The organism is Streptomyces sp. 142MFCol3.1, assembly GCF_000424945.1.
GTDB lineage: Bacteria > Actinomycetota > Actinomycetes > Streptomycetales > Streptomycetaceae > Streptomyces > Streptomyces siamensis.
Map to the genome: position 1 here is coordinate 1 of NZ_AUKV01000056.1, position 21,015 is coordinate 21,015.

Annotated in this window: 17 protein-coding genes and 4 pseudogenes; 9 read left to right on the forward strand and 12 right to left on the reverse strand. The window is 72.2% G+C overall.

The window, feature by feature from the left end; genetic code table 11:
- Window positions 1-372 (forward strand): annotated as a pseudogene (locus H305_RS0141410) (6-phosphogluconate dehydrogenase); the annotation flags it as partial.
- Between the two features lie 7 nt (window positions 373-379).
- Window positions 380-991, forward strand: a complete 612-nt coding sequence (locus tag H305_RS0141415) for a histidine phosphatase family protein (RefSeq protein ID WP_028805636.1) — start codon at window positions 380-382, stop codon at window positions 989-991.
- Window positions 992-1,089: 98 nt separating this feature from the next.
- On the opposite strand, the gene H305_RS0141420 is transcribed toward H305_RS0141415, so the two are convergent.
- Both H305_RS0141420 and H305_RS0141425 read right to left on the reverse strand, forming a co-directional pair.
- A complete protein-coding gene (locus H305_RS0141420) occupies window positions 1,090-2,052 on the reverse strand; it encodes a hypothetical protein (protein WP_028805637.1) in 963 nt (320 codons plus the stop codon).
- A 10-nt stretch (window positions 2,053-2,062) separates the two neighbouring features.
- The gene (locus H305_RS0141425; RefSeq protein WP_028805638.1) at window positions 2,063-3,544 is read right to left on the reverse strand and encodes an APC family permease; all 1,482 of its coding nucleotides are present in this window, start codon (window positions 3,542-3,544) and stop codon (window positions 2,063-2,065) included.
- Between the two features lie 465 nt (window positions 3,545-4,009).
- Between H305_RS0141425 and H305_RS48675 the strand changes: the two genes are divergently transcribed.
- Both H305_RS48675 and H305_RS53760 read left to right on the forward strand, forming a co-directional pair.
- Window positions 4,010-6,628 (forward strand): TIM-barrel domain-containing protein, encoded by a 2,619-nt coding sequence (locus H305_RS48675; RefSeq protein ID WP_420708212.1) that lies wholly within the window; start codon window positions 4,010-4,012, stop codon window positions 6,626-6,628.
- A gap of 71 nt (window positions 6,629-6,699) precedes the next feature.
- Window positions 6,700-6,876, forward strand: a complete 177-nt coding sequence (locus tag H305_RS53760) for a hypothetical protein (RefSeq protein WP_158690675.1) — start codon at window positions 6,700-6,702, stop codon at window positions 6,874-6,876.
- A 353-nt stretch (window positions 6,877-7,229) separates the two neighbouring features.
- On the opposite strand, the gene H305_RS0141440 is transcribed toward H305_RS53760, so the two are convergent.
- Window positions 7,230-7,682 (reverse strand): PPOX class F420-dependent oxidoreductase, encoded by a 453-nt coding sequence (locus H305_RS0141440; protein WP_028805639.1) that lies wholly within the window; start codon window positions 7,680-7,682, stop codon window positions 7,230-7,232.
- A 169-nt stretch (window positions 7,683-7,851) separates the two neighbouring features.
- On the opposite strand from H305_RS0141440, the pseudogene H305_RS48680 reads away from it, so the two are divergent.
- The 3 genes and pseudogenes from H305_RS48680 to H305_RS0141455 all read left to right on the forward strand — a co-directional run.
- Window positions 7,852-8,442: pseudogene (locus H305_RS48680) on the forward strand (TetR/AcrR family transcriptional regulator); the annotation flags it as partial.
- A 116-nt stretch (window positions 8,443-8,558) separates the two neighbouring features.
- On the forward strand, window positions 8,559-9,977 hold the full coding sequence (locus H305_RS48685; protein ID WP_063611403.1) for an MFS transporter: 1,419 nt from the start codon (window positions 8,559-8,561) through the stop codon (window positions 9,975-9,977).
- A 30-nt stretch (window positions 9,978-10,007) separates the two neighbouring features.
- Entirely contained in the window at window positions 10,008-11,234 is a 1,227-nt protein-coding gene (locus tag H305_RS0141455) for a serine hydrolase domain-containing protein (RefSeq protein ID WP_028805640.1), read from the forward strand.
- Window positions 11,235-11,267: 33 nt separating this feature from the next.
- Here the strand turns inward: H305_RS0141455 and ribA are convergent, their stop codons facing one another.
- Window positions 11,268-11,975, reverse strand: coding sequence for a GTP cyclohydrolase II (gene ribA, locus H305_RS48690; RefSeq protein WP_078629509.1), 708 nt, complete (start codon window positions 11,973-11,975; stop codon window positions 11,268-11,270).
- A gap of 39 nt (window positions 11,976-12,014) precedes the next feature.
- Between ribA and H305_RS51770 the strand changes: the two genes are divergently transcribed.
- The gene (locus H305_RS51770; RefSeq protein ID WP_078629510.1) at window positions 12,015-12,824 is read left to right on the forward strand and encodes a creatininase family protein; all 810 of its coding nucleotides are present in this window, start codon (window positions 12,015-12,017) and stop codon (window positions 12,822-12,824) included.
- A gap of 161 nt (window positions 12,825-12,985) precedes the next feature.
- Here H305_RS51770 and H305_RS55500 read toward each other — a convergent pair.
- The 5 genes and pseudogenes from H305_RS55500 to H305_RS0141490 form a co-directional block, all read right to left on the reverse strand.
- Window positions 12,986-14,047, reverse strand: a pseudogene (locus H305_RS55500) (lysylphosphatidylglycerol synthase transmembrane domain-containing protein); the annotation flags it as partial.
- Complete coding sequence (locus H305_RS53065) at window positions 14,044-14,985, reverse strand: methyltransferase domain-containing protein (protein WP_028805642.1); 942 nt, start codon at window positions 14,983-14,985, stop codon at window positions 14,044-14,046. The gene H305_RS53065 and the pseudogene H305_RS55500, both read right to left, overlap by 4 nt.
- Window positions 14,982-16,205: a glycosyltransferase gene (locus H305_RS0141480; protein ID WP_028805643.1), complete on the reverse strand. Its 1,224-nt coding sequence runs from the start codon at window positions 16,203-16,205 to the stop codon at window positions 14,982-14,984. The genes H305_RS53065 and H305_RS0141480 overlap by 4 nt, the downstream gene beginning before the upstream one ends.
- Window positions 16,202-16,600 carry a 6-pyruvoyl trahydropterin synthase family protein gene (locus tag H305_RS0141485; protein WP_028805644.1) on the reverse strand — a complete coding sequence of 133 codons (399 nt, stop codon included), beginning with the start codon at window positions 16,598-16,600 and terminating at the stop codon, window positions 16,202-16,204. Before H305_RS0141485 ends, H305_RS0141480 begins: the two co-directional genes overlap by 4 nt.
- Window positions 16,601-16,736: 136 nt before the next feature.
- Complete coding sequence (locus H305_RS0141490) at window positions 16,737-17,717, reverse strand: zinc-dependent alcohol dehydrogenase (protein WP_028805645.1); 981 nt, start codon at window positions 17,715-17,717, stop codon at window positions 16,737-16,739.
- A gap of 106 nt (window positions 17,718-17,823) precedes the next feature.
- On the opposite strand from H305_RS0141490, the gene H305_RS48700 reads away from it, so the two are divergent.
- Window positions 17,824-18,675 carry a CDP-alcohol phosphatidyltransferase family protein gene (locus tag H305_RS48700; RefSeq protein WP_078629512.1) on the forward strand — a complete coding sequence of 284 codons (852 nt, stop codon included), beginning with the start codon at window positions 17,824-17,826 and terminating at the stop codon, window positions 18,673-18,675.
- On the opposite strand, the gene H305_RS49670 is transcribed toward H305_RS48700, so the two are convergent.
- The 3 genes and pseudogenes from H305_RS49670 to H305_RS53070 all read right to left on the reverse strand — a co-directional run.
- On the reverse strand, window positions 18,632-19,675 hold the full coding sequence (locus tag H305_RS49670) for a hypothetical protein (protein WP_051371570.1): 1,044 nt from the start codon (window positions 19,673-19,675) through the stop codon (window positions 18,632-18,634). The two genes, H305_RS48700 and H305_RS49670, sit on opposite strands and share 44 nt — an antisense overlap.
- Window positions 19,676-19,840: 165 nt before the next feature.
- On the reverse strand, window positions 19,841-20,614 hold the full coding sequence (locus H305_RS0141505) for an alpha/beta hydrolase family protein (protein WP_028805646.1): 774 nt from the start codon (window positions 20,612-20,614) through the stop codon (window positions 19,841-19,843).
- 147 nt (window positions 20,615-20,761) lie between these two features.
- Window positions 20,762-20,911 (reverse strand): annotated as a pseudogene (locus tag H305_RS53070) (F420-dependent methylene-tetrahydromethanopterin reductase); the annotation flags it as partial.
- Window positions 20,912-21,015: the final 104 nt, after the last annotated feature.

Below are 21,015 nucleotides of genomic sequence, written 5' to 3' on the forward strand. Positions count from 1 at the left end.
ATCGAGTACGCCATGATGCAGGCCTACGCCGAGGGCTGGGAGCTGCTGGAGAAGGTCGACTCCGTCACGGACGTGCGCGAGGTCTTCCGCTCCTGGCAGGAGGGCACCGTCATCCGCTCCTGGCTGCTCGACCTCGCGGTCAACGCCCTGGACGACGACGAGCACCTGGACAAGCTGCGCGGCTACGCGGAGGACTCCGGCGAGGGCCGTTGGACGGTCGAGGCGGCCATCGACAACGCGGTGCCGCTGCCGGCGATCACCGCGTCGCTGTTCGCGCGCTTCGCGTCGCGGCAGGACGACTCGCCGCAGATGAAGATGATCGCGGCGCTGCGCAACCAGTTCGGCGGCCACGCCGTCGAGTCGGCGAAGTAGGACCGCCATGGGCGACCTCATACTGGTCCGCCACGGGGAGACCGAGTGGAGTCTGACGGGCCGGCACACCAGCTGGACCGATCTTCCGCTCACCCCGCACGGTGAGGAGCAGGCCAAGTCCCTGGCGCCGTTCTTCGCCGGGCGGTCCTTCGCCCGTGTGCTGACCAGCCCCCTCGGCCGTGCCGTGCGCACGGCCGAACTCGCGGGCCTGACCGGGGCGGTGACCGACCCGGACCTGCACGAGTGGGACTACGGCGGCTACGAGGGCATCGCCACCCGTGAGATCCACGGGAGCCGGCCCGACTGGGTGCTGTGGACCGACGGGGTGACGCCGGGGCCGGACGGGCATCCCGGCGAGTCGCCGCGGGAGATCGGAGAGCGCGCCGACCGTGTGCTCACCCGGGTGGACGCGGCGCTCGCCGAGAGTCCGGATGACGTGGTGCTGGTCGCACACTCCCACTTCCTGCGGGTGCTGACGGCCCGTCGGCTGGGCCTGCCTGCGGAGTCCGGGCGGCTCTTCCAGCTCGCGACCGCGACCGTGAGCCGGCTCTCCACGGAGCACGGCACCCCGGTGATCGTGACCTGGAACCAGCCGGGGGCCTCGCCCACGGCGCACTAGGTCCCGGACCGCCGTGGCACCGACGGGGGCCGCGTACGCCCTGATGGGCGGGCCGGCCCCCGTCCGCGTACGCGGTCCGTCCCGCGGTCCCGGGCGGGTCACGCCCCGCGCGACGGCCGCTCGCGCCACCGCACGAACTCCCTCGCCGGGTCGCCGGTGCAGGACCACGGCGTACGGCTGGCGCGGCGCCCGATCATCTGGAACAGCGCCTGCGCGATGTCCGCCGCACCGGCGTAACAGGCGGCATGCGTCAGATGGTTGAGGTCACGGACCTCCTCCGGGGCGATGGGTCCGTCCGGGCGTGCCGTGATCCAGCGCTCCCACGTGCGCCGTACGTCGTTCACTGCGGCGTCGTGGTTCCAGTGCTGGCCGAGTCCCACGACGGCGTCGCGCTGTCCCTTCGCCCCGTCGAGGACGTAGCGGTACTCCTCGACGCGGGCGAACTGCACCAGGACGGGCAGGGCGCAGCCGGGCGGCGCCACGCCGGCCGCGTCTCGCGCGAAGTCGTACATCAGGCCGTGGGTGCCGTGCCAGCGCGAGGAGTAGTAGTGGAGGATCTGCAGATGGCCCTCCATGCTGTACGGGTCGCGGGTGTGCAACTCCTCCCACCAGCGGCCCAGTTCACGGCGGCGCACACCGGTCGGATAGAGGCGGGCGACCGAGATGAGGGAGATCCAGGGCGTGGGGTCGTCCGGGTACGCCTCGGCGGCCTGGAGGCAGGCGAGCACGGCCCGGTCGATGCGCTGCTGGTCGATGGGCACGCCGCGGCCCGCCGCGATGGCCACGTTGAAGGCCCTGGCCACGTCGGTCGCGGCCCGCAGCACCAGCGCGTCGGCGCTGCGCGGTTCCGCGGCCAGCCACGACTCGACGGTCGAGTTGCCCGCGCAGGCCGGTGCGAGCAGCCGGACGCGGTGGCCGCGCACGGCCCAGTCGGGGCCGGTGGCCCGAAGGAGTTCCCGCAGTCCCTGCCACCGGCCGATCACGATGTCCTGGCGGGCGGAGGTGAGCGGGGCGTCCCCGAAATCGGGGTCGAAGTCCGGGGTGAAGCGGTCTCCCGCCATCGGGTCCCTCTCAGAAGTCGGTGGGGAGACCCTCGTGGACACGGGAGCGTTCGGCCGTCGCGGTGGCGTAGCCGTCGGGGACGTACTCGGTCTCGACGACCTGGGTGGCGTCCAGTCTGGCGGGCCGGTAGTAGTCGCTGCCCTGCCTCCAGTACCAGAGCATGGGGACGAGTCCGACGGCGATGCCGCCGATGCCGATCGCGACGGACGCGCCGCTCAGCTCGCCGAGCGACTCGACGAAGGTCCAGAACATGAAGAGGGCGCCGAGGAACGGCCACAGTCCGCCGAAGAGGAAGTTGGCCGGGGACTTCAGCAGCATCTTGCGGTAGGCGACGACGGCCGCGATGCCGGCGAGTCCGTAGTAGACGGCGATCTGGAGGCCGATGGCGGCGATCGCGTCCGCGAGGATGTCGCCGACCGAGCCGAGGGCGTTGGAGGTCACGAACATCAGCAGCGCGACCGCGCCGACCACGACGATCGCGACCCACGGGGTGTTCCACGTGCGGTGGACGCGGCCCAGCGCGGTCGGCATGGTGCGGTCGCGGCCCATCGCGAACAGCGAGCGGGTGACCTGGATGAGCGTGGTCTCCAGGGTGGCGATGGTGGACAGCATGACGGCGACGATCAGGAGTTTCCCGCCCCAGCCGGGCCAGATCTCCTCGCCGAGGACGCCCAGTACGTTGGCGTCGTTCTCCTGGATCTGCCGGTCGGTGAGGATGACGTTCACCGCGATGGTGAACACCTCGAAGAGCAGGAAGACGATGCCTACGCCGATGAGACCGGCGAGTCCCGTCGTGCGGCGGCTGTCCCTCGTCTCCTCGCTGAGGTTGCTGGTGACGTCCCAACCCCAGTAGTAGAAGGCGGCGATGAGTGCGCCGGACGCGAAGCCGCCCATCCCGTCGAAGTGGCCGAAGCCCAGCCAGGACCACTCGAAGGAGCGGGCGCTGCCGCCGTGCAGCACCGCGCCGACGGCGAAGACGGCAAGGATCGCGAGCTCCACGCCGGACATGATCAGCTGCGCGCGGACGGTCAGACGGGCGCCGCCGAGCACGACGAGCAGCATGATCAGGAACCAGCCCGCGCCGACGGCGGTGGCCAGTGCCGTGTTGTCGGCGAGCCCCTCGTCGAACAGGGACAGGGTCATCGCGCCCGCGGGCAGCGAACCCGCGACCATGAAGATGGTCGCCGAGATCACCAGGGCCCAGCCGCTGATGAAGCCGAGGAAGGGGTGGAGCGTGCGGCCGACCCAGGAGTAGCTGGCGCCCGCGTTGACGTCGATCCGGCCGAGATAGCTGAAGGCGAGCGCGATGCCCAGCATGGGTATCGCGCAGTACAGCAGCGCCGCGGGGCTGGCCAGGCCGACCGCCCCGACGAGGACGGCCGTGGTGGCGGCCAGGGAGTACGCGGGGGCGCTGCCCGCCACCGCCATGACGACCGTGTCGAACGTGCCGAGGGCGTTGGCCTGGAGCCCTCTGCCCCTGTTGTTGCTCATGCTCGCGCTGCTTTCCGTCCTGCACGGCGCGCAGGCACGCCCGACGACGCCGTGTGAGAAGTGGGGGGTGTGAAGGTCGATGCCGTACAACCGCCGTCATCGGGCAGAGGGTCGCTCCGCGGGTGGTGTGATGATAGCGGTGGTCGTTCCGCTTTCCAGGTCAACTGGCCGGTAATTTAGGGCCGTCGACGCCCTGTCCTCGTACCGCCATGCGCCTTCGACTCCCTCGCGCCCGGCGCGCGCTCTCGGATCGCCCCTCGGGCCACGACGCGATGCCGCACGGCGCACGAGGGAGGCCTCCCGGGGCATGCCCGCCCGCACGGAGCCCCTCGATGTGCCTTCCTCCCGATTCATTGACATGAACCTGACTGGCCGGGCACTCTTCATGCTTGAACATGCACGATCCGACGCTGTTTCAAACACCTGCGAACACAACGCCGTTGGTTTTGAGTGGAGATGCGTACCGTGCGAAGACTCCGACACCGTTTCTGGGCCATGGCGGGGCTCGCCACCGCCCTGACCGTCACCCTGCTGGGCGCCCCGTCGACGCCCGCGCTCGCGGCGACCCCGGCGAACGCCGTCCTCGACGACACCCACCAGAGCGCCGACTGGCAGAGCCCCGTCTACGCCAAGGGCACCTCGGGCGGCACCGACAGCTGTCCGTCCGCCGCCGACGACCCGGACGGCGCGGTGTGCGACCGGTTCGACCTGTCGGTCTCGGTGCCCGACGGGTACTGGGCCGACAACCCCGAGGGCGGCGTACCGGTCTCGATCGAATGGCAGCACCCCACCGACGACTTCGACCTGTACATCTACGACGACGCGGGCAAGCAGGTCGCCAGCAGCGCCGGCACCGCCGACCCCGAGGCCACCGTGATCCCGGACGCGTCGGGCACCTACCACGTGCTCGTCGTGCCGTACGACGTGCACGACAACGCGTACACAGGGAAGGCGTACCTGCCGAGGACGACGGACGCCGGCGACCTCACGTCCTTCAGCGGCGGCGACGGAAGCTACACCGTCGAGGCCGGGCAGCTGAAGGCGCGCGCCGACTTCCTGTCCGGGGGCCGGCTGCGCCTGCGGGCCGACCCGTCCGGCACCCTCACCGACCCGGTGGGCACTGCGATCGTCCGCACCCCGCCCGCCCCGCAGCGGCACACCACGTCCTTCGACGCGGGCTCCTACTACGGAATCCGATCCCCCGACGCGGTGCTGCGCGTCTACAAGAAGCCGCTGCGCTTCGGCCTCTACAAGGCCGACAACCGCACCCCGCTGTGGCAGGAGGACCGGCCCCTTCGCTGGTCCACCTCGGGCATGCGACAGAGCCTGAAGCGCGGGGCCGACGAGCAGTTCTTCGGCGGCGGCGAGCAGAACGGCAGCTTCTCGCACCGCGACCGCACGGTGCACGTGGCGAACAGCTTCGACTGGAACGAGGGCGGTTACAACAACTCCCAGCCCTTCTACCTCTCCAGCGCCGGTTACGGCGTCTTCCGCAACACCTTCGCACCGGGCGTCTACGACTTCGGCTCACCGGTGCGGGCCGGACAGCAGGAACGGCGCCTGGACGCCTACTACTTCACCGGTGACGCGAAGCAGGTGATCGGCAAATACACGGCACTGGTGGGCAAGCCGTTCATGCCGCCGGTGTACGGACTGGAACCGGGCGACTCCGACTGCTACCTCCACAACGCCAATCGCGGCGAGCGCCACACCCTCGACGCCCTGAAGATCGCCGACGGCTACACCTCCCACGACATGCCGCTCGGCTGGATGCTCGTCAACGACGGCTACGGCTGCGGCTACGAGAACCTCCCGGAGACGGCCGAGGGCCTCCAGGACCACCACGCCCAGCTCGGGCTGTGGACCCAGGACGGCATCGACAAGCTCGCCGACCAGGTGAAGGCCGGCCAGCGTGTCGCCAAACTGGACGTCGCCTGGGTCGGCAACGGCTACGGCTTCGCGCTCGACGCCTGCGACCGGGCCAAGGCCGGGATCGAGGAGAACAGCGACGCGCGCGGCTTCGTGTGGCTGCCGGTGTCCTGGGCGGGCGCCCAGCGCTGCGGCGTCCTGTGGAGCGGCGACCAGAAGCTGTCCTGGGACTACATCCGCTGGCAGATCCCGACGTACGCCGGGGCCACCATGTCCGGCATCGCGTACAACACCGGCGACGTGGGCTCCATCTACCGTCACGACGCCAAGATGTACGCCCGCGACCTCCAGTGGAAGGCGTTCCTGCCGACCGTCATGACGATGGACGGCTGGGCCTCCGACATCACCACCGGCAAGCCCGCCGACCAGCAGCCCTGGCTGGACGGCGAGCCGTACACCTCCATCAACCGCAAGTACCTCCAGTTGAAGGAGCGTCTGCTCCCGTACATGTACACGCTGTCCGCCGAGGCCACGAAGACGGGCGTCGGGGCGGTGCGCCCGCTGTGGCTGGAGTACCCGGACGACCCCGCGGCCCTGGGCCCCGACGCCACGTACGAGTTCCTCGTCGGCCGTGACTTCCTGGTCGCACCGGTCTACCAGGACTCCGAGACCCGTGACGGCATCCATCTGCCCGAAGGGACCTGGACCGACTACTGGACCGGCCGCACCTATCGGGGGCCGACGACGATCGACGGCTACCACGCTCCGCTCGACACTCTCCCGCTCTTCGTGCGCGGCGGCGCCGTGATCCCCATGTGGCCCAAGGGCACGACGAGTTGGCAGACCCGAGACCGGCACGAGCTTGACTGGGACCTCTACCCGAAGGGCGACAGCGGCTACACGCTGTACGAGGACGACGGGGTGACGCGGCGCTTCGCCGAGGGCGCTTCGGCGACCCAGCGCGTCACCGTGCACGCCACCGCTCGCAGCACGGAGGTCGGCGTCGGTGCGGGCAAGGGGAGTTACGAAGGCAAGCCGTCCGCGCGTGCGTACCGCTTCACCGTGCACGGCGAGCCGGCGCCGCGGCAGGTCCTCCTCGACGGACGGCCGCTCGCGCGTGACGCCTGGTCGTACGACACGGGCTCCGGGGTGACGACGGTCGTCACCCCGGACCGGCCGCTGGACCGCGCGTTCTCACTGCGGCTCGTGCGGTGACGTCCCGCGGGTCGCGCATGCCCCGTCCGGCGCGTGCGCGACCCGCGGGCTCTGCGTCCCGGGCGCACCGCGTGCCGCGCGGCGAGGCGCACCGGGGCGTTCCGCGCTCCGCATCCCCGGTATCCGCCGCCGCGCTGGACGAGTTCGAAGTGGACGCGTCCGCCGGTCCCGGTGCGGCGGTGGCGGAACTCGCCGGCCTCGTCACGGTCGTCCAGGATGCCGGGCGGCACGAGACCGTGACGGTCTGACCCGCGGCCCCGGTGCAAGCCTTCCACGCCACCGCCGGGTGCGATCCCGGGTACGCGCAAGTCCCCGTCCGCGCACAGCGGTTCGGGGGCTTGCGCGCACGCGCCCCGGCTGGCGCACTGTTGACAGGTGACGTCTTCGGCAAGAACATCGGCCGCAACGAGCACGAAGTGACAGTACGGCCGCGCGGCACCGCCGCGCGGCGAAGGGGGCGGGCAGGCGACACGGGCACGCCGGCGGCGCGCCCGCACGCGAGGGAACCGCTCAGCACACCCCGGCCGGATTCAGGGGCGGCCGGTGTGCGCGGAGCGCCCGTCGCGTGACGCCGCCCGACCACCCGCCCCGGGGGCGGGCCTCAACGTTCCCGGGGAATGCCGTACGCCCGCTCGACCCGCAGCCGCAGCACGAGACGGCGGTCGCGGACCATCGCGGCGCGGTAGTCGTCCCAGTCGGGGTGCTCGCCGAGGACGTCCCGGTAGACGCGGACGAGTTCCTCGACGGTCTCGTCGTGCGGGTCCGCCGCGACGGGCGTCAGGTCCGCCGTGCCCTCGGCGACCGTGTAGGCCCACCGGTCGTCGCTGGTCACGTGGTACGAGGCGCGCGGATCCCGGCGCAGATTGCGGGTCTTGGCGCGGTCGTCGGTGAGGGAGACCCGGATGACCCCCTCGTCGGGGTAGTAGGCGTGGCTGACGTTCGACAGCTGGGGCCGTCCGTCCTTCTTGAGGGTGACGAGCACCCCGCCCTTGTACTCGGAGAGCAGCTTGAGCAGTGCGTCCTGTGTCGCGTCCTGAGGCGCTTCCTGAGTCATGCACTGATCAACGCACCGCCCGCCCCCGGCATTCCGGTCCGGGACCGCCCGCTTCCGACGTGAACCCGGGCGACGGCCACACAGCGCACCCAGGAGACGGGCACGCGGCATTCCTTCCGGCCCCGACCGAGCGTAGACAGTGTCTACGCATGGGTGGTAGACAGTGTCTATGAGCGAGCACGAGACCTCCGGACTGCGTGAGCGGCTGATCGAGGCCGGCGTCGGCCTGGTCGCCGAGGAGGGGGCGCAGGCACTGTCCCTGCGCGAGATCGCCCGGCGGGCGGGCGTCTCGCACGGCGCGCCCCGCCGCTACTTCCCGACCCATCTGGAACTGCTGTCCGCCATCGCCCACCGGGGCTTCGCCGATCTGCAGGCCCGCGCGACGGCGGCCGTGGGCTCCCCGGAGACGGCGGTCGGCGCCGGTGCGCACCCCCGGGCCCTGCTGGCCACGCTCGCCGGGGTCTACCTCGACTTCGCACTGTCCCGGCGCGGGATGTACGAGCTGATGTTCCGTCACGACCTGCTGGAGAGCAACCGTCTGGGCCTCAGGGAGACGAGTCTGCCGATGTTCGCCACGCTGGTGGACCTGGTCGCGCGGGCCCGCCCGGAAGCCGACGCCCCCGTCGTCGCGGGCGCGCTGTGGGCGAACCTGCACGGCATCGCCCAGCTGTGGGGCTGGGGCAGTCTCCAACTCACCACCGGTACCGACGACTTCACGCCCCTGCTGCGGACGGCGCTGGACGCCCACCTGGGACCGGAGGATCCGGACGCCCGCGTGAGCCCGGGCGATCCGGGGCGCCGGGGTCGCCCGGAGGGGCGGCCGGACGCCCCCCTCGGCCCGGAGGATCCGGGCGGCCGCTTCGGGGAGGAGGACGCGTGAACCCGCCCGTCTCACCGGGCCGTCGACGGCTCACGCTCGCCGCCAGTGTCGTCGGCGCCGTGATCGTCGCGCTGGACGGCACCGTGCTGACCGTCGCGCAGCCCGCGCTCCAGCGCGACCTGCACGCCTCGTTCGCACAGGCCCAGTGGACCAGCACCGGTTACCTCATCGCGGTGGCCAGCCTGCTCGTGTTCGCGGGACGCGTCGGGGACCGTTACGGCCACCGACGGGTCTTCGCCGTCGGCGTCCTGGGCTTCGGCGCCGCGTCGGCGGGCATCGGTGCCGCACCCGGCATCGGCTGGGTGATCGCACTACGGGTGGTTCAGGGCGTGTTCGGGGCCCTGCTCCAGCCGGCCACGCTCGGGATGCTGCGGGCCGCGTATCCCCCGGAGCGGCTGGGCATGCCCATCGCGCTGCGGACGAGCGCCATCGGCCTGTCGGCGGCCGCCGGTCCCCTCGTCGGCGGGGCGCTGGTCACCCATCTCGGCTGGCGGGCCGTCTTCTTCCTGAACGTGCTGCCCGCGCTCGCGATGGGCGTCGCGGCGCTCGCCGCCCGCGCCCCCGCCCGCCGCGCCGGCACCACGCCGGCCGGCGGTCTGGACGTATCCGGCGCCTGCCTGCTCGCGGTGGCCCTGGTGGCGCTGGTGCACACGCTGACCGGGATCACGGGGACGGGCCGGCCGGCCACGACCGTGCTCGGCACCGTCGTCTGCGTGGTGGCGACAGTCGTGTTCGTACGCCATGAACGCCGCGCCACGCACCCGCTGCTGCCGCCGGGCGTCCTCGGTCCGTCGGCCGTCGGCCCGGCACTCGGCCTGCTCGTCGCCGCGTCTGCGGCGATGCTCGGCTCCCTCTTCGTCGGCAGCTATTTCCTTCAACGCACCCTGGGGCTGGACCCGTTGGAGACGAGTCTGCGGGCGCTGCCGGGCGCCGTGGCGATGGTGGCCGGCGCCCCCGTCGCCGCGGTGCTCGCGCGCCGCCTCGGTCCCCGCCGGACGGCCGTCGCCGGGACGGGCGTGCTCACCCTCGGAGTCCTGCTGCTGTCCCGGCTCGACGAGAGGTCGACGGCCCTGTCCGTCGGCGTCGGCTTCCTGCTGCTCGGTGCCGGCTTCGCCACCGTGATGGTCACCGCCACGGAGGTCGTCGTGCGGCACGTCCCGGCGGAGGCCGCAGGCGTGGCGGGCGGGCTCCAGCAGACGGCGATGAACGTGGGTCCCACGTTCGGGGTCGCGACGGCGGCCACGCTCATGACTCTCGGCACCGGGGTCGAAACGGGGCCGCCACTGACCGTGCTCGCCGCGGTGTCCGCCGCCGGCGTACCGCTGGCCCTGCGGTTTCCGGGGCACAAGAGCGACACGACCGCCGATCAGGGTCGGCACGGGCGGCACGCTCCACCGGTGCGTACGAGATCATGAACGCCGGCAGCCGCGACGCGGAGGGGAACGATGGGACACCTGCGACAGGAGGTCGAGCCGGGCGAGGCCGGACTCGACCGCGAGGCGCTCGACCGCCTCGACGGGCACTTCGCCGGGCTGGTCGACGAGGGCCGGCTGCCCGGCTGTCTCGTGGCACTGTCCCGGCACGGCCGCGTCGCCCACCTCACCACGTACGGCCTGCGCGACCGTGAGGCAGGACTTCCGGTGGAGGACGACACCCTGTGGCGGATCTACTCCATGACCAAGCCGGTCACGACGGTGGCCGCGTTGATGCTTCTGGACGAAGGGCGCCTCCGTCTCGACGACCCGGTGGCGGACTTCCTCCCGTCCTTCGCCGACATGCGGGTGTACGTCGACGGGTCCGGCCCCGGCACCCGGACCCGGCCCGCGCGACAACCCGTGCTGCTGCGCCATCTGCTGACCCACACCGCCGGGCTGACGTTCGGCTTCTACCACGCCCACCCCGTCGACGCGCTCTACCGGGACGCCGGGCTGACCCCGTCGGTGCCGCCCGGCGCGGACCTGGCCGAGACCGTTGAGGTGTACGCCGGGCTGCCGCTCCAGTTCGAGCCGGGCACCCGGTGGAACTACTCGGTCGCCACCAATGTCGTCGGCCGCGTCGTCGAGGTGGTGTCCGGTGCCGGCCTCGACACCTTCCTCGCCGAACGGATCTTCCGCCCGCTCGGGATGACCGACACGGGCTTCCAGGTCACGGACGAGCAGTCCGGCAGGCTCGCCCGGCTCTACGGGGAGGACGGCGACGGAGGGATCACGCCGTTCCCCGGCCTCCCGCTGCACGGCCGCCCCCGCTTCCTGTCCGGCAGCGGCGGCCTGGTCGCCACGGCGCACGACTACCACCGCTTCATGGAGATGCTGCGCCGCCGCGGCGAACTCGACGGAGTACGGCTGCTCGCCCCCGGGACCGTGGATCTGATGGTCACCAACCACCTGCCCGGCAACGCCGACCGACGCACCTTCGGCAGCCCTGTCCATCAGGAACCCGGCAACGCGGGCCTCGGGTTCGGGCTCGGTGTCTCGGTCGTGGTGGACCCCGGGATCACCCGGTCCCCGTCCTCCGCGGGCGCGTTCGGCTGGAGCGGGGTGGCCACCACGACGTTCTGGGTGGACCCGCGCCGCGACCTGACTGTGCAGTTCCTGAGCCAGGTCCGCCCGGCGGGCTCGAACCCGGTGTTCCCCGAGCTGAAGCGGCTCGTGCACGAAGCGGTCCTGGACTGAGACCGGGACCGCACGGCCTCGGCCGGGGTTCGGTCATTCCTCGGTGACAACCGTCTTCGCCGATCCGCAAAAGATCGCGTCCGCCCAGCCGTCCCCGTCCAGGTGGGGCAGGTGGTGGTCGAGGCGCTCCCGCTTGGTCAGCAGATAGGCGAGGTTCTCCTCGCACGGCGGGATCAGCAGGGGCACCTGCTCGGCGACCTTGATGCCGTACCGCACCAGGGCCTCCCGCTTGCGGGGGTTGTTCGACAGCAGGCGTACCGAGGACACTCCCAGGTCGTGCAGGATGTCCGCCGCCACGCGGTAGTCGCGGGCGTCCACGGGGAAACCGAGGGCGAGGTTCGCCTCGACGGTGTCCAGCCCCTCGGCCTGGAGCTTCATCGCACGGAGTTTGCCGATCAGGCCTATCCCGCGCCCCTCGTGGCCGCGCAGATAGACGAGGACGCCGCGGCCCTCGGCGACGATGGCGCGCAGCGCGGCGCCGAGTTGAGGGCCGCACTCGCAGTGCGTGGACCCGAAGGCGTCTCCGGTCAGGCACTCCGAGTGGAGCCGCGTCAGCACGTCCCCTTTCTTCAAGGATGCCAAGTCCCCGTACACGAGGGCGACTTGTTCTTCACCGCGGTCGTGGTCGAAGTAGCCGACGGCATGGAAATCGCCGTACTTGGTGGGCAACGGGGCAATCACGGCTCGTTCGACACCTGAGAGAGGGGCATTCCCGTCGAGTACACCAAAGTTGTCTGTCATGATCTGGTTCCTAAGCAGAGTCGAAAGGGCCGTGGAAATATGAGTGGTTCGGGAACGCGCTCGACGGTATCCGGTCTGTTGCCGCTGGACACCACCCAGGACGTGAAGGAACGGGGGGCCGGTGTCTCCCGTCAGGTCGCCGTTCTTCCCGTCGGCAGCTTCGAACAGCACGGCCGGTTCCTGCCGTTGGCCACCGACACGCTCGTCGCGTGCGCCGTGGCGCGGGAGGTCGCCGCCGCCTGGCCGGTCCATCTCCTTCCTCCGGTGACGATCTCCTGCTCGCACGAGCACTCCGCCTGGCCGGGGACCGTCAGCATCTCCGCGGTCACCCTGCACGCGATGGTCCGGGACATCGCGGACTCGCTGCGCCGTTCCGGCGTCGACACCCTGGTACTGGTCAACGGACACGGCGGGAACTACGTCCTCGGCAATGTCGTCCAGGAATCCGCGGGCACCGGTACCCGTATGGCACTTTTCCCGGCCGTGGAGGACTGGGAGGCCGCTCGTGAACGGGCCGGTGTGCAGACCTCGTTGCTCAGCGACATGCACGCGGGAGAAATCGAGACCTCCATTCTTCTGCACGCCCATCCGGAATGCGTGGGGGACGGTTACGAATCCTCGGATTTCCTCGCGGACGACCGGCGGCATCTGCTCACCCTCGGGATGTCCGCCTACACCGATTCCGGTGTCATCGGCCGGCCTTCGCTGGCTTGTGCCGAGAAGGGGAAGGAAATACTGGCCGCGCTGACCGACGCGTTCGGAGCGTATTTCTCGCTGCTGACCTCGCCGACGGCGTCCTTCGGCGAACAGGATCCGGCGGACGGGACTTCGGCGGGCGACGCGCCGTGAGCGGTGGTTGATCGTCGGCATCGGTCGCGACCTCCTGCGCTCTCCTCCCGGGGGCGCCGGAGGGCGGCGCACCACCGGGCGACCAGGACGACGAGGCCCGGCAGGCTCGCCGCGAAGCTGAGCACCCCGTAGACCACGGCGACGGTCAGGCCCATGCTCGCGCCGAGCCCGGCGGCGCCGAACGCCCACGCGGTCACGCCCTCCCTGGGGCCCCAGCCGCCGACGTTCAGCGGCAGTCCCATGGCGAGCAGGGCCAGCAGCGCCAGCGGCACCAGCCGGGCGGTGGACGCCCCGGATCCGGCGACCCTGGCGGCCACCACAAACATGGCCACATGCCCGGCGAGCACGGCGAGGGACGACAGCAGCACGCCGGGCCAGCTGCCCCGGGCGAGCAGGGCGCCCCGCGCCTCCGCCAGGGTCGCGCGGGCGGCCTCGAACCGTGCGGCGCGACCGGGCGCGCGGCGCCCGCGCACGGCACCGACGGTCACCGCACCGCACACGGAGACGATCGCCACGAGCAGTGCCAGCCGTCGGGTCTGCGTGAGGACCGGTGACGGCTGCGTGGCCAGCACCGCGGCTCCCACGGCCACCAGCACCAGCTGTCCGGCGGTCCGTTCGAGGACGACCGCCCGCACGCCGCGGCCCATGTCCCCGGCGCTCTGCCCGTGCCGTACGGCGCGGTGCACGTCGCCGAGGACTCCGCCGGGCAGTGCCGCGTTCAGGAACAGGGCTCGGTAGTAGTCGGCGACGGCCGCGCCCAGCGGGAGCCGGATGCGCAGCGCGCGTGCCACCACGGACCAGCGCCAGGCGCTCAGCAGGGTGGTGAGCAGGCCGATTCCGAGCGCGACGAGCAGCGTCGTCGCGTCGATCCGCCGCAGCCCGTCGAGGAAGACGCCGGTCCCGAGCCGCCAGAGCAGCACGGCGAGGATGACGAATCCGGCCGCCGTGCCGAGGTGCGTGCGTACCCGAGGGGAGCCGAGGCGGGCGCGGACGGCGTCCGGGACTCCGCGCCGCCGGACGGCCCCGCGGCCGCCGTCGCCCGGTGCCTCTTTCGCCACACCGCCCGCCGCGACGTCGACACCGGCGCGGATCGGGACGACGTCGGCCCCGGTGTGCTCACCGAGCGCCTCGCTACGGGCGCGGATCAGGTCCGCGCGCGCCGCTTTGACGCGGTTCCGGTCGGCTATCGCCTCGATCCCCACCGACTCCAGTCCGGCGCTCACCGCGCACCGCCCGGCAGCGCCAGGAGGTCGCTGTGGTGGACCACCACCCTCAATTCGCCTGCGGAGCAGGTGTCCAGACGAGACGACAGATACGACACCGCCCGGGCCGCCAGCTGGGGACGCTGCTCGACGGCCGCGCCGACCCAGCCGCGCAGCCACTCCTGGGCGAGCTCGGCGTCGTCGGGGCCGAGCCGCCAGGGGCTCGGGTGCACCCGCACCGTCGCGCCGTATCGTCCGAAGGCTTCGCAGGCCGTGGTGACGGCGTCCGGGCCGGTCAGTCCGCCACGGCGCTGGTGGGCGTCGAACGCCTCGGCGATCTCGGCGTCGAGCGGGTCGGCGGGCGTGAGTTCGACACGTCCGACGACGGACAGCGTCAGCAGGGCCGGGACGCCGGCGCCGGCGCAGGCCGCGGCGAGCCGGTCGATCTCGTCGGCGGTCAGCACGTCCAGCAGGGCGGAGGCCGTCACCAGCGAGGCGCCTTCGAGCGCGTCCGCGGTGAGCCGGCCGATGTCGCCGCGCTGCGTGGTGACCGAGACATGGCTGCCGTCGGCCGCCGCGCGGGGCGCTCCGGCGGTGGCGAAGTGCAGCAGGTACGGGTCATGGTCGTGCAGCACCCAGTGCTGGGCGCCGTCGATCCGGGGAGCGAGCCAGCGGCCCATGGAGCCGGTGCCGCAGCCGAGGTCGTGCACCACCAGGTCGCCGCGCCCCGGCCGGTTCGCGAGCCGGATGCGCAGGGGGTCGAGCAGGTCGTGCGCCCGCGCCGAGGCGTCGGCACCTTCCCGCAGCCGGAGCCACTGCGGCGCGTATCGAGTCACGTCGTCGGCGTCGGCCGTACGCGCACGCTGACCGGGCACAGCTGTCCTCCCCGTCGTCTGCGGTCCCCCGGGCACGGCCGTGCCCGGTTCGGGAACCCCCGCGGGGGTCGTCGCCGCGCTCATGCCGCCCTCCGGGGTTCCCTGGGCAGCCGGGACAGCACACCGGCGAGACTGCGGGCCGTGGCGGCCCAGCCGTCGAGCGCGGCGCGCCGGCTGCGGGCGGCGGCCTTCAGGCGGCGGCGCACGTCGGCCTCGCCGAACCAGCCGCGCAGTTCCACGGCGAGCGCCGCCGGGTCCTCCGGCGGTACGAGGATTCCGGGCACCCCGCCGTCGGGTGCGCGTCCGACCGCTTCGGGAAGGCCGCCGACGTCGGTCGCCAGTACGGGGATCCCGCGGGCGAGCGCCTCGGTGACGGCCATGCCGTAGGTCTCGGCGTAGGAGGTGAGGACCATCAGGTCGGCGGCGGCGTAGCTCGCGTCGAGTTCCGCGCCGGCCTGCGGTCCCGCGAGGTGCAGTCGGTCGCCGAGGCCGTGCCTCTCGATCAGGGCGCGCAGTCGGGCGACGTACGCCGGGTCCTGGGTGAGTCCCCCGACGCAGACGCAGCTCCAGGGCAGGTCGGTGACGGTCGCGAGCGCCTCGATCAGCCGGTGCTGTCCCTTGCGCGGGGTGACGGCGGCGACGCACAGCAGGCGGGAGACGCCGTCGGTGCCGGGGGCGAGCGGCGCGATGTCGGCGCCGGGCGCCGCGACATGGACGCGGTCCGGGGCGAGGCCGTGGTGGGAGACGAGGCGGCGTACGGCCCAGTCGCTGGTGGCGACGACAGCCGGTACGGCCCGCAGCGTCGCGCGTTCGCGGGCGTCGAGCTCGGCGGCGACCGCGGGCGGCAGCCCGGTCTCGTCGCCGAGCGGCAGGTGCACCAGCACCGCGAGGCGCAACCGTTCTGCCTCGGGCACGACGATCTCCGGGACGCCGCAGGCGACCAGGCCGTCCAGCAGGACGACGGTACCGTCCGGGAACTCGGCCAGTGTCCGGGCGAGTTCGATGCGGGCGGCTGCCCCGGGCCGGGGCCAGTCGCCCGGGACGGCGTGCCGGTGCACCTGCCAGCCGAAGCCGGGCAGGTCCAGGCAGAGCCGGCGGTCGTAGGCGTTGCCGCCGCTCGGCGCGGCCGGGTCGTCGACGCCGCCCGGCATGACGAAGTGCACGGAGCGCAGGGACATGGGGATGATCTCGGCGTTCTTGAGTGCCGTGTGCCGCACGGGCCGGTAGTTCAGGGACATCTGGTCCCGGGGTCCGGACGCCAGGCCACGGTTCGGGATCGTCTGGTCGAGGGTCGTGTCGGTCACAGCGCACGCTCGTAACTCGCCCAGGCGATGTGCGACTCGTGCAGGGTGACGGTGATGCCGGACAGGCCGTGGGCGCCCTCGCCCAGGGCGCCGGCGTGCACGCGGTCGGCGAGCCGGTCGGCGATGACCTTGGCCAGGAACTCCGTCGAGGTGTTGGTGTCCTTGAAGTCGGCTTCGTTGTCGAGGTTGCGGTAGTTCAGCTCGCTCACGACGGCGCCGAGTTCCTGTGTGGCCAGTCCGATGTCGACGACGATGTTGTCGTCGTCCAGCTCGGCGCGACGGAAGGTGGCGTCCACCAGGAACGTCGCCCCGTGCAGGCGCTGCGCGGGGCCGAAGACCTCGCCACGGAAGCTGTGGGCGATCATCAGGTGATCGCGGACGGTGATGCTGAACAACGGACGACCCTCCAGGTGCGGTGCGTCTGATCCCCTGCCGGGGCACGTCGTGTAGTACGGCTGCCTGGTTCTCCTTGTTCAGCCGCCCGTACCCCTTTCTTCGAAGTCCTCGGAGGTCAGGCAGCTTGCCGCGGGCTCAAACGTCGTCGTAGACCACGCGGTGGCACAGGCCGGGTATGGATCCGGCGGCGAGCTTCGCCATGACGTCGGGCAGTTCACCGAAGACGCACTCACCGGTGACGAGCGCGTCGAACGCCGGCTCGGCGAGCAGTTCCAGGGCGAGCGCGAGCCGGTCTGCGTACGTCCTGCCGGCGCGGCGGGCCGGGGATACGGAGCCCACCTGGCTGCTGCGGACGACCAGGCGGCGCGAGTGGAAGGCCTCGCCGAGCGGCAGGCTGACGCGTCGGTCGCCGTACCAGCTCAGTTCGAGCACGGTCCCCTCGTCGGTGAGGAGTTCCAGGGACCTGGTGAGTCCGGCCTCGGTGGCGCTGGCGTGCACGACGAGGTCGCATTCGCCGGCGGCGTCCCCGGGCAGCGCGAAGTCGACGCCGAGCGCCCGCGCGATGTCCGCCCGCGAGGGGTCGGCGTCGACGAGCTGGACCCGTACGCCGGGGAAGCGGGCGAGCAGGGCGGCGACGGAGCAGCCGACCATGCCGCCGCCCACCACGGCGATCCGGTCGCCGACCAGCGGGGCCGCGTCCCACAGCGCGTTCACCGCGGTCTCCACGGTCCCGGCGAGCACGGCGCGCGGGGCGGGCACGGTGTCCGGTACGACCGTCACCGCCTCGACCGGGACGACGTAGTGCGTCTGGTGCGGATACAGGCAGAAGACGGTCCGGCCGAGCAGCGACTCGGGTCCTTCCTCCACCTGGCCGACGCTCAGATAACCGTACTTGACCGGCGCGGGGAAATTCCCCTCCTGGAACGGTGCACGCATCGAAGCATGCTGGCTTTCCGGAACGCCGCCGCGGAAGACGAGGGTCTCGGTGCCCCGGCTCACCCCGGAGTAGAGCGCGCGCACCCGCACCTGCCCCTCGCGGGGCGCGGGCACGGTGACTTCGCGGATCTCGCCGTGTCCGGGAGAACCGAGCCAGAAGGCCCGGGCTGTGAGTTCCATGAGCGTCCCCCTGAACGATTCAGCAGATCTTCACGTACGGAGCGGTGACAAGCCGCGCACTGTACGCGGCGTTGATCGACTCTGTCATACGGCCGGAGGATGTGCGGTGGCCCTGAACAACACGTACGACGCGAGGCTTCCCCAGCAGGAGACCATCGTGGGAGCCGGTGTGCAGCTCGTGCTGCTGGCTCTGCTGGGCACGGCGATCGGTATGGGGCCGGCGGGCTGGCTCACCGGTCTGGCCTTCGCGATCGCCACCTGGGCGGTGCTGACCCGGGCCCTGCGCCGTTCACAACCCCGCTCCTTCGGTCCGGCCAACCGGGTGACGCTGGGCCGCGCGATCCTGGTGGGCGGGGTCACCGCGCTGGTCGCCGACTCGTTCCAGAGCTCTCCTCCGGTCAGCCTGCTGGTCGGTCTGACGGCGGTCGCGCTGATCCTCGACGGCGTCGACGGCAAGGTGGCCCGGCGCACCGGTACCTCCTCCGCCCTGGGTGCCCGCTTCGACATGGAGGTCGACGCGTTCCTGATCCTGGTACTGAGCGTGTACGTCGCGATGTCGCTCGGCCCGTGGGTGCTGCTGATCGGCACGATGCGCTACGCGTTCGTGGCGGCGGCCCGGGTGCTGCCCTGGCTGAACGCCGCGCTGCCGCCGAGCATGGCGCGCAAGACGGTCGCCGCCATGCAGGGGATCGTGCTGCTCGTCGCGGGCGCCGGGATCCTGCCGCGCGCGGCGGCCGCGGCGGCGGTGCTGCTGGCCCTGGCGCTGCTCGTGTGGTCGTTCGGCCGGGACGTCATGTGGCTGTGGCGCCGGAGCGGCCGGACGGCTGCGGCGGCGGACCGCGGCGCGGGAGCGGGCCGCGACGACCGGAACGCCGGCGCGGACCGGCCCGCCACCAGGGTGCTCGCGCTGTCGGTCAGCTCCGCCTCCCGGCCGGTACCGGCGCGTTCCGAGGGTTGATGACGTGCCAGAACAGGTCGACCCCGTTGGTGTCGGCCGGCCGGACGTCGTCGGTGTACCAGTACAGCGGGAAGCCGTCGTACGTCACCTGGTTCCCTCCGTCGGGCCGGGGGACGGTGCCCAGCGTGCCGGCGATGCCGGGCGGCAGGCGGAGTTCGGCGCCGGGCGGGCTGAGCAGCGGCTTGCGGGTGTCCGTGCAGGGGTCCACGCAGGTGACGGTTCCGGAGCCCTCCGGGTCGAAGCGGTAGAGCGTACGGCCGTTCGGGTCCGTGAGCACGCGCCCCATCGTGTCGGTCTCGGCGACCATGACGGTCGGCCGGGGCGGCTCGGGCGCCGCCATCGCGGGGTAGGGCAGGCCGAAGCAGGACGCGAACGCCACCGCGGCCAGCAGGGGGGTGACCGGTCGACGCATGATGCTCTCCTCGCTCTGTCGCGGCCTCGGGACCTGGCGCACGGCCGCACGGGCCTCGGCGGGTGTCCCGGCCGGGACCTCAGTAGGTGATCTTGACTCCGTGACCGAGTGGTTGTCCGTGCGGCCGCCGTTGGCGCCGCCGAACCCGGTCAGCACGTTCTGCGGCAGCTTCACCGCGGTGTCGACGACCTGTGTGCCGTCGAGGGACGCCCGTCCGGGTCCGTCGGGGACCAGGCCGCCACCGCCCGTCCGGATGCCGGCCACGCCGTGGGCGGACGAGTCCTCGCCGGCCCACTGGGTGGTGGCGCGGCTGCTGGTGTCGACGCCCGGCGCATGGCCGACGTAGGCGCCGATGTCGCAGTACGAGGCGAAGGCGGCGTAGCCGGAGCCGTCCAGTACAGAAGGTGCGCCGGCGGTGTTCGCGGTGGCGGCACGGGAGGGTGCACCGGCGGTGTTCGCGGGCGGGGTGTCGCCCCGGGGCGGCGGCGCGGCATGTGCCGGTGAGGACGCGCCCAGGGCCGGCAGGTGACCGCTCGTCAGCAGGGGGAGCACCCGGCGTTCGGCCCGTGGTCCGCGCCTGACGCGCATGTCTCCACCTCGGTGCGTGAGTGTCGAGGGCGGAGAACGGCCCGTCCCGCCGGCGATCATCGTCTGCGGGACGGGCCGATGTTCGTACGATTTCGGTGCGCTGCCCGGTGGTGTTCACCCCGACAGGCCAAGGCGGAGGCGACGGCGGGGGTCCGGGCGGCGGGGTCAGCCGTGGTTCTTGATGAAGTTCTTCACCTCGTCCCACACGGACGGCTGTTGCAGCAGGATGTCGCTGCCGTGGGCGGCGCCCGCGACCATCTCCAGCTTTTCGCCGTGCGACTTCTTCGCCAGCTTGTGCAGCGTGCGGGCGTCGTCGGCGAACCGTCCGTCGCCCGAGGCCGCGAGCAGATACACGGGCATGGTCAGCTCCGGCACGGCCTTGGTGGCGTCCATGTCGCCGTACACTCCCGGGCCCGACAGCGACACCACCGCCGTGACGGCCGGTCTGATCCTGGAGGCGGCGACGAGCGAGGCGGTGCCGCCCTTCGAGGCGCCCATCAGGACGACCTTCCGGGCTCCGTCCTCGCGCAGCCGGGCGGCGGCGGCCTCGATCTCCGGGATCTCGGAGGAGTTGCTGTTCACGGCGAGCACGCGGTAGCCGGCGGCGGCGAGTTCGTCGGCGGACGGGATCCAGGAGCACACGTCGTTGTTGGACTGGTGGGACAGGACGATGCCGGTGGTGCCGGTGCCCGTCTCGTAGCCGTCGACCTCGTTGCCCTCGGTGTCCTCGAACGTCGTGGACTTCTTGAGCTGCTTGCCCGCGAGACAGCCGAAGTCGTTCGCCGCCGACTCCGACGGGCTCGCCGCCGACTCCGACGGGCTCGCCGCCGTCCCTCCGGCGTCGGCGTCCTCTCCCTCGTCCCCGCCCCCTCCGCAGGCGCTGAGCACCAGTACCCCCGCGCACGCCAGTGCGCGGGCAGCCCGGACCGATCCGTTCATGCGTCGCTCCCCCGTCTTCTCGGTGAGGACTTGCCTGGCCCGCATCATGGCAGCTGGTCCAGACAGTTGGACCGGACTGCGCGGAAGTCGATCCGCGCACTCCGGTCCCTCGGGCGGGGTGCCCCGCCGGAAACGGGGCCGGTGGTCTCAGGACCCGACGCGTTCGCCCGGCAGCTGAGCGTCGGGGTGGTCGAGACCGAGGTGGTCGCGCAGCGTGGTGCCCTCGAACTCGACGCGGAAGACCCCGCGTTCCCGTAGCGGCGGGACGACGGTGCCGGCGAAGGCGTACAGGCCGCCCAGCGAATCCTTCACCTGCGGCAATCGCGATCGAACATCAACTGACTAGACTACGCACCCTCGTACACACGATCGCGCCACGTACGAGCAAAGCCGTTCCCGAA

Coding starts and splice junctions, on each gene's coding strand:
- H305_RS0141415 (WP_028805636.1), top strand. CDS start 380: ATGGGCGACCTCATACTGGTCCGCCACGGGGAGACCGAGTGGAGTCTG.
- H305_RS0141420 (WP_028805637.1), bottom strand. CDS start 2,052: ATGGCGGGAGACCGCTTCACCCCGGACTTCGACCCCGATTTCGGGGAC.
- H305_RS0141425 (WP_028805638.1), bottom strand. CDS start 3,544: ATGAGCAACAACAGGGGCAGAGGGCTCCAGGCCAACGCCCTCGGCACG.
- H305_RS0141440 (WP_028805639.1), bottom strand. CDS start 7,682: ATGACTCAGGAAGCGCCTCAGGACGCGACACAGGACGCACTGCTCAAG.
- H305_RS0141455 (WP_028805640.1), top strand. CDS start 10,008: ATGGGACACCTGCGACAGGAGGTCGAGCCGGGCGAGGCCGGACTCGAC.
- ribA (WP_078629509.1), bottom strand. CDS start 11,975: ATGACAGACAACTTTGGTGTACTCGACGGGAATGCCCCTCTCTCAGGT.
- H305_RS51770 (WP_078629510.1), top strand. CDS start 12,015: ATGAGTGGTTCGGGAACGCGCTCGACGGTATCCGGTCTGTTGCCGCTG.
- H305_RS53065 (WP_028805642.1), bottom strand. CDS start 14,985: ATGAGCGCGGCGACGACCCCCGCGGGGGTTCCCGAACCGGGCACGGCC.
- H305_RS0141490 (WP_028805645.1), bottom strand. CDS start 17,717: ATGGAACTCACAGCCCGGGCCTTCTGGCTCGGTTCTCCCGGACACGGC.
- H305_RS49670 (WP_051371570.1), bottom strand. CDS start 19,675: ATGCGCGTCAGGCGCGGACCACGGGCCGAACGCCGGGTGCTCCCCCTG.
- H305_RS0141505 (WP_028805646.1), bottom strand. CDS start 20,614: ATGAACGGATCGGTCCGGGCTGCCCGCGCACTGGCGTGCGCGGGGGTA.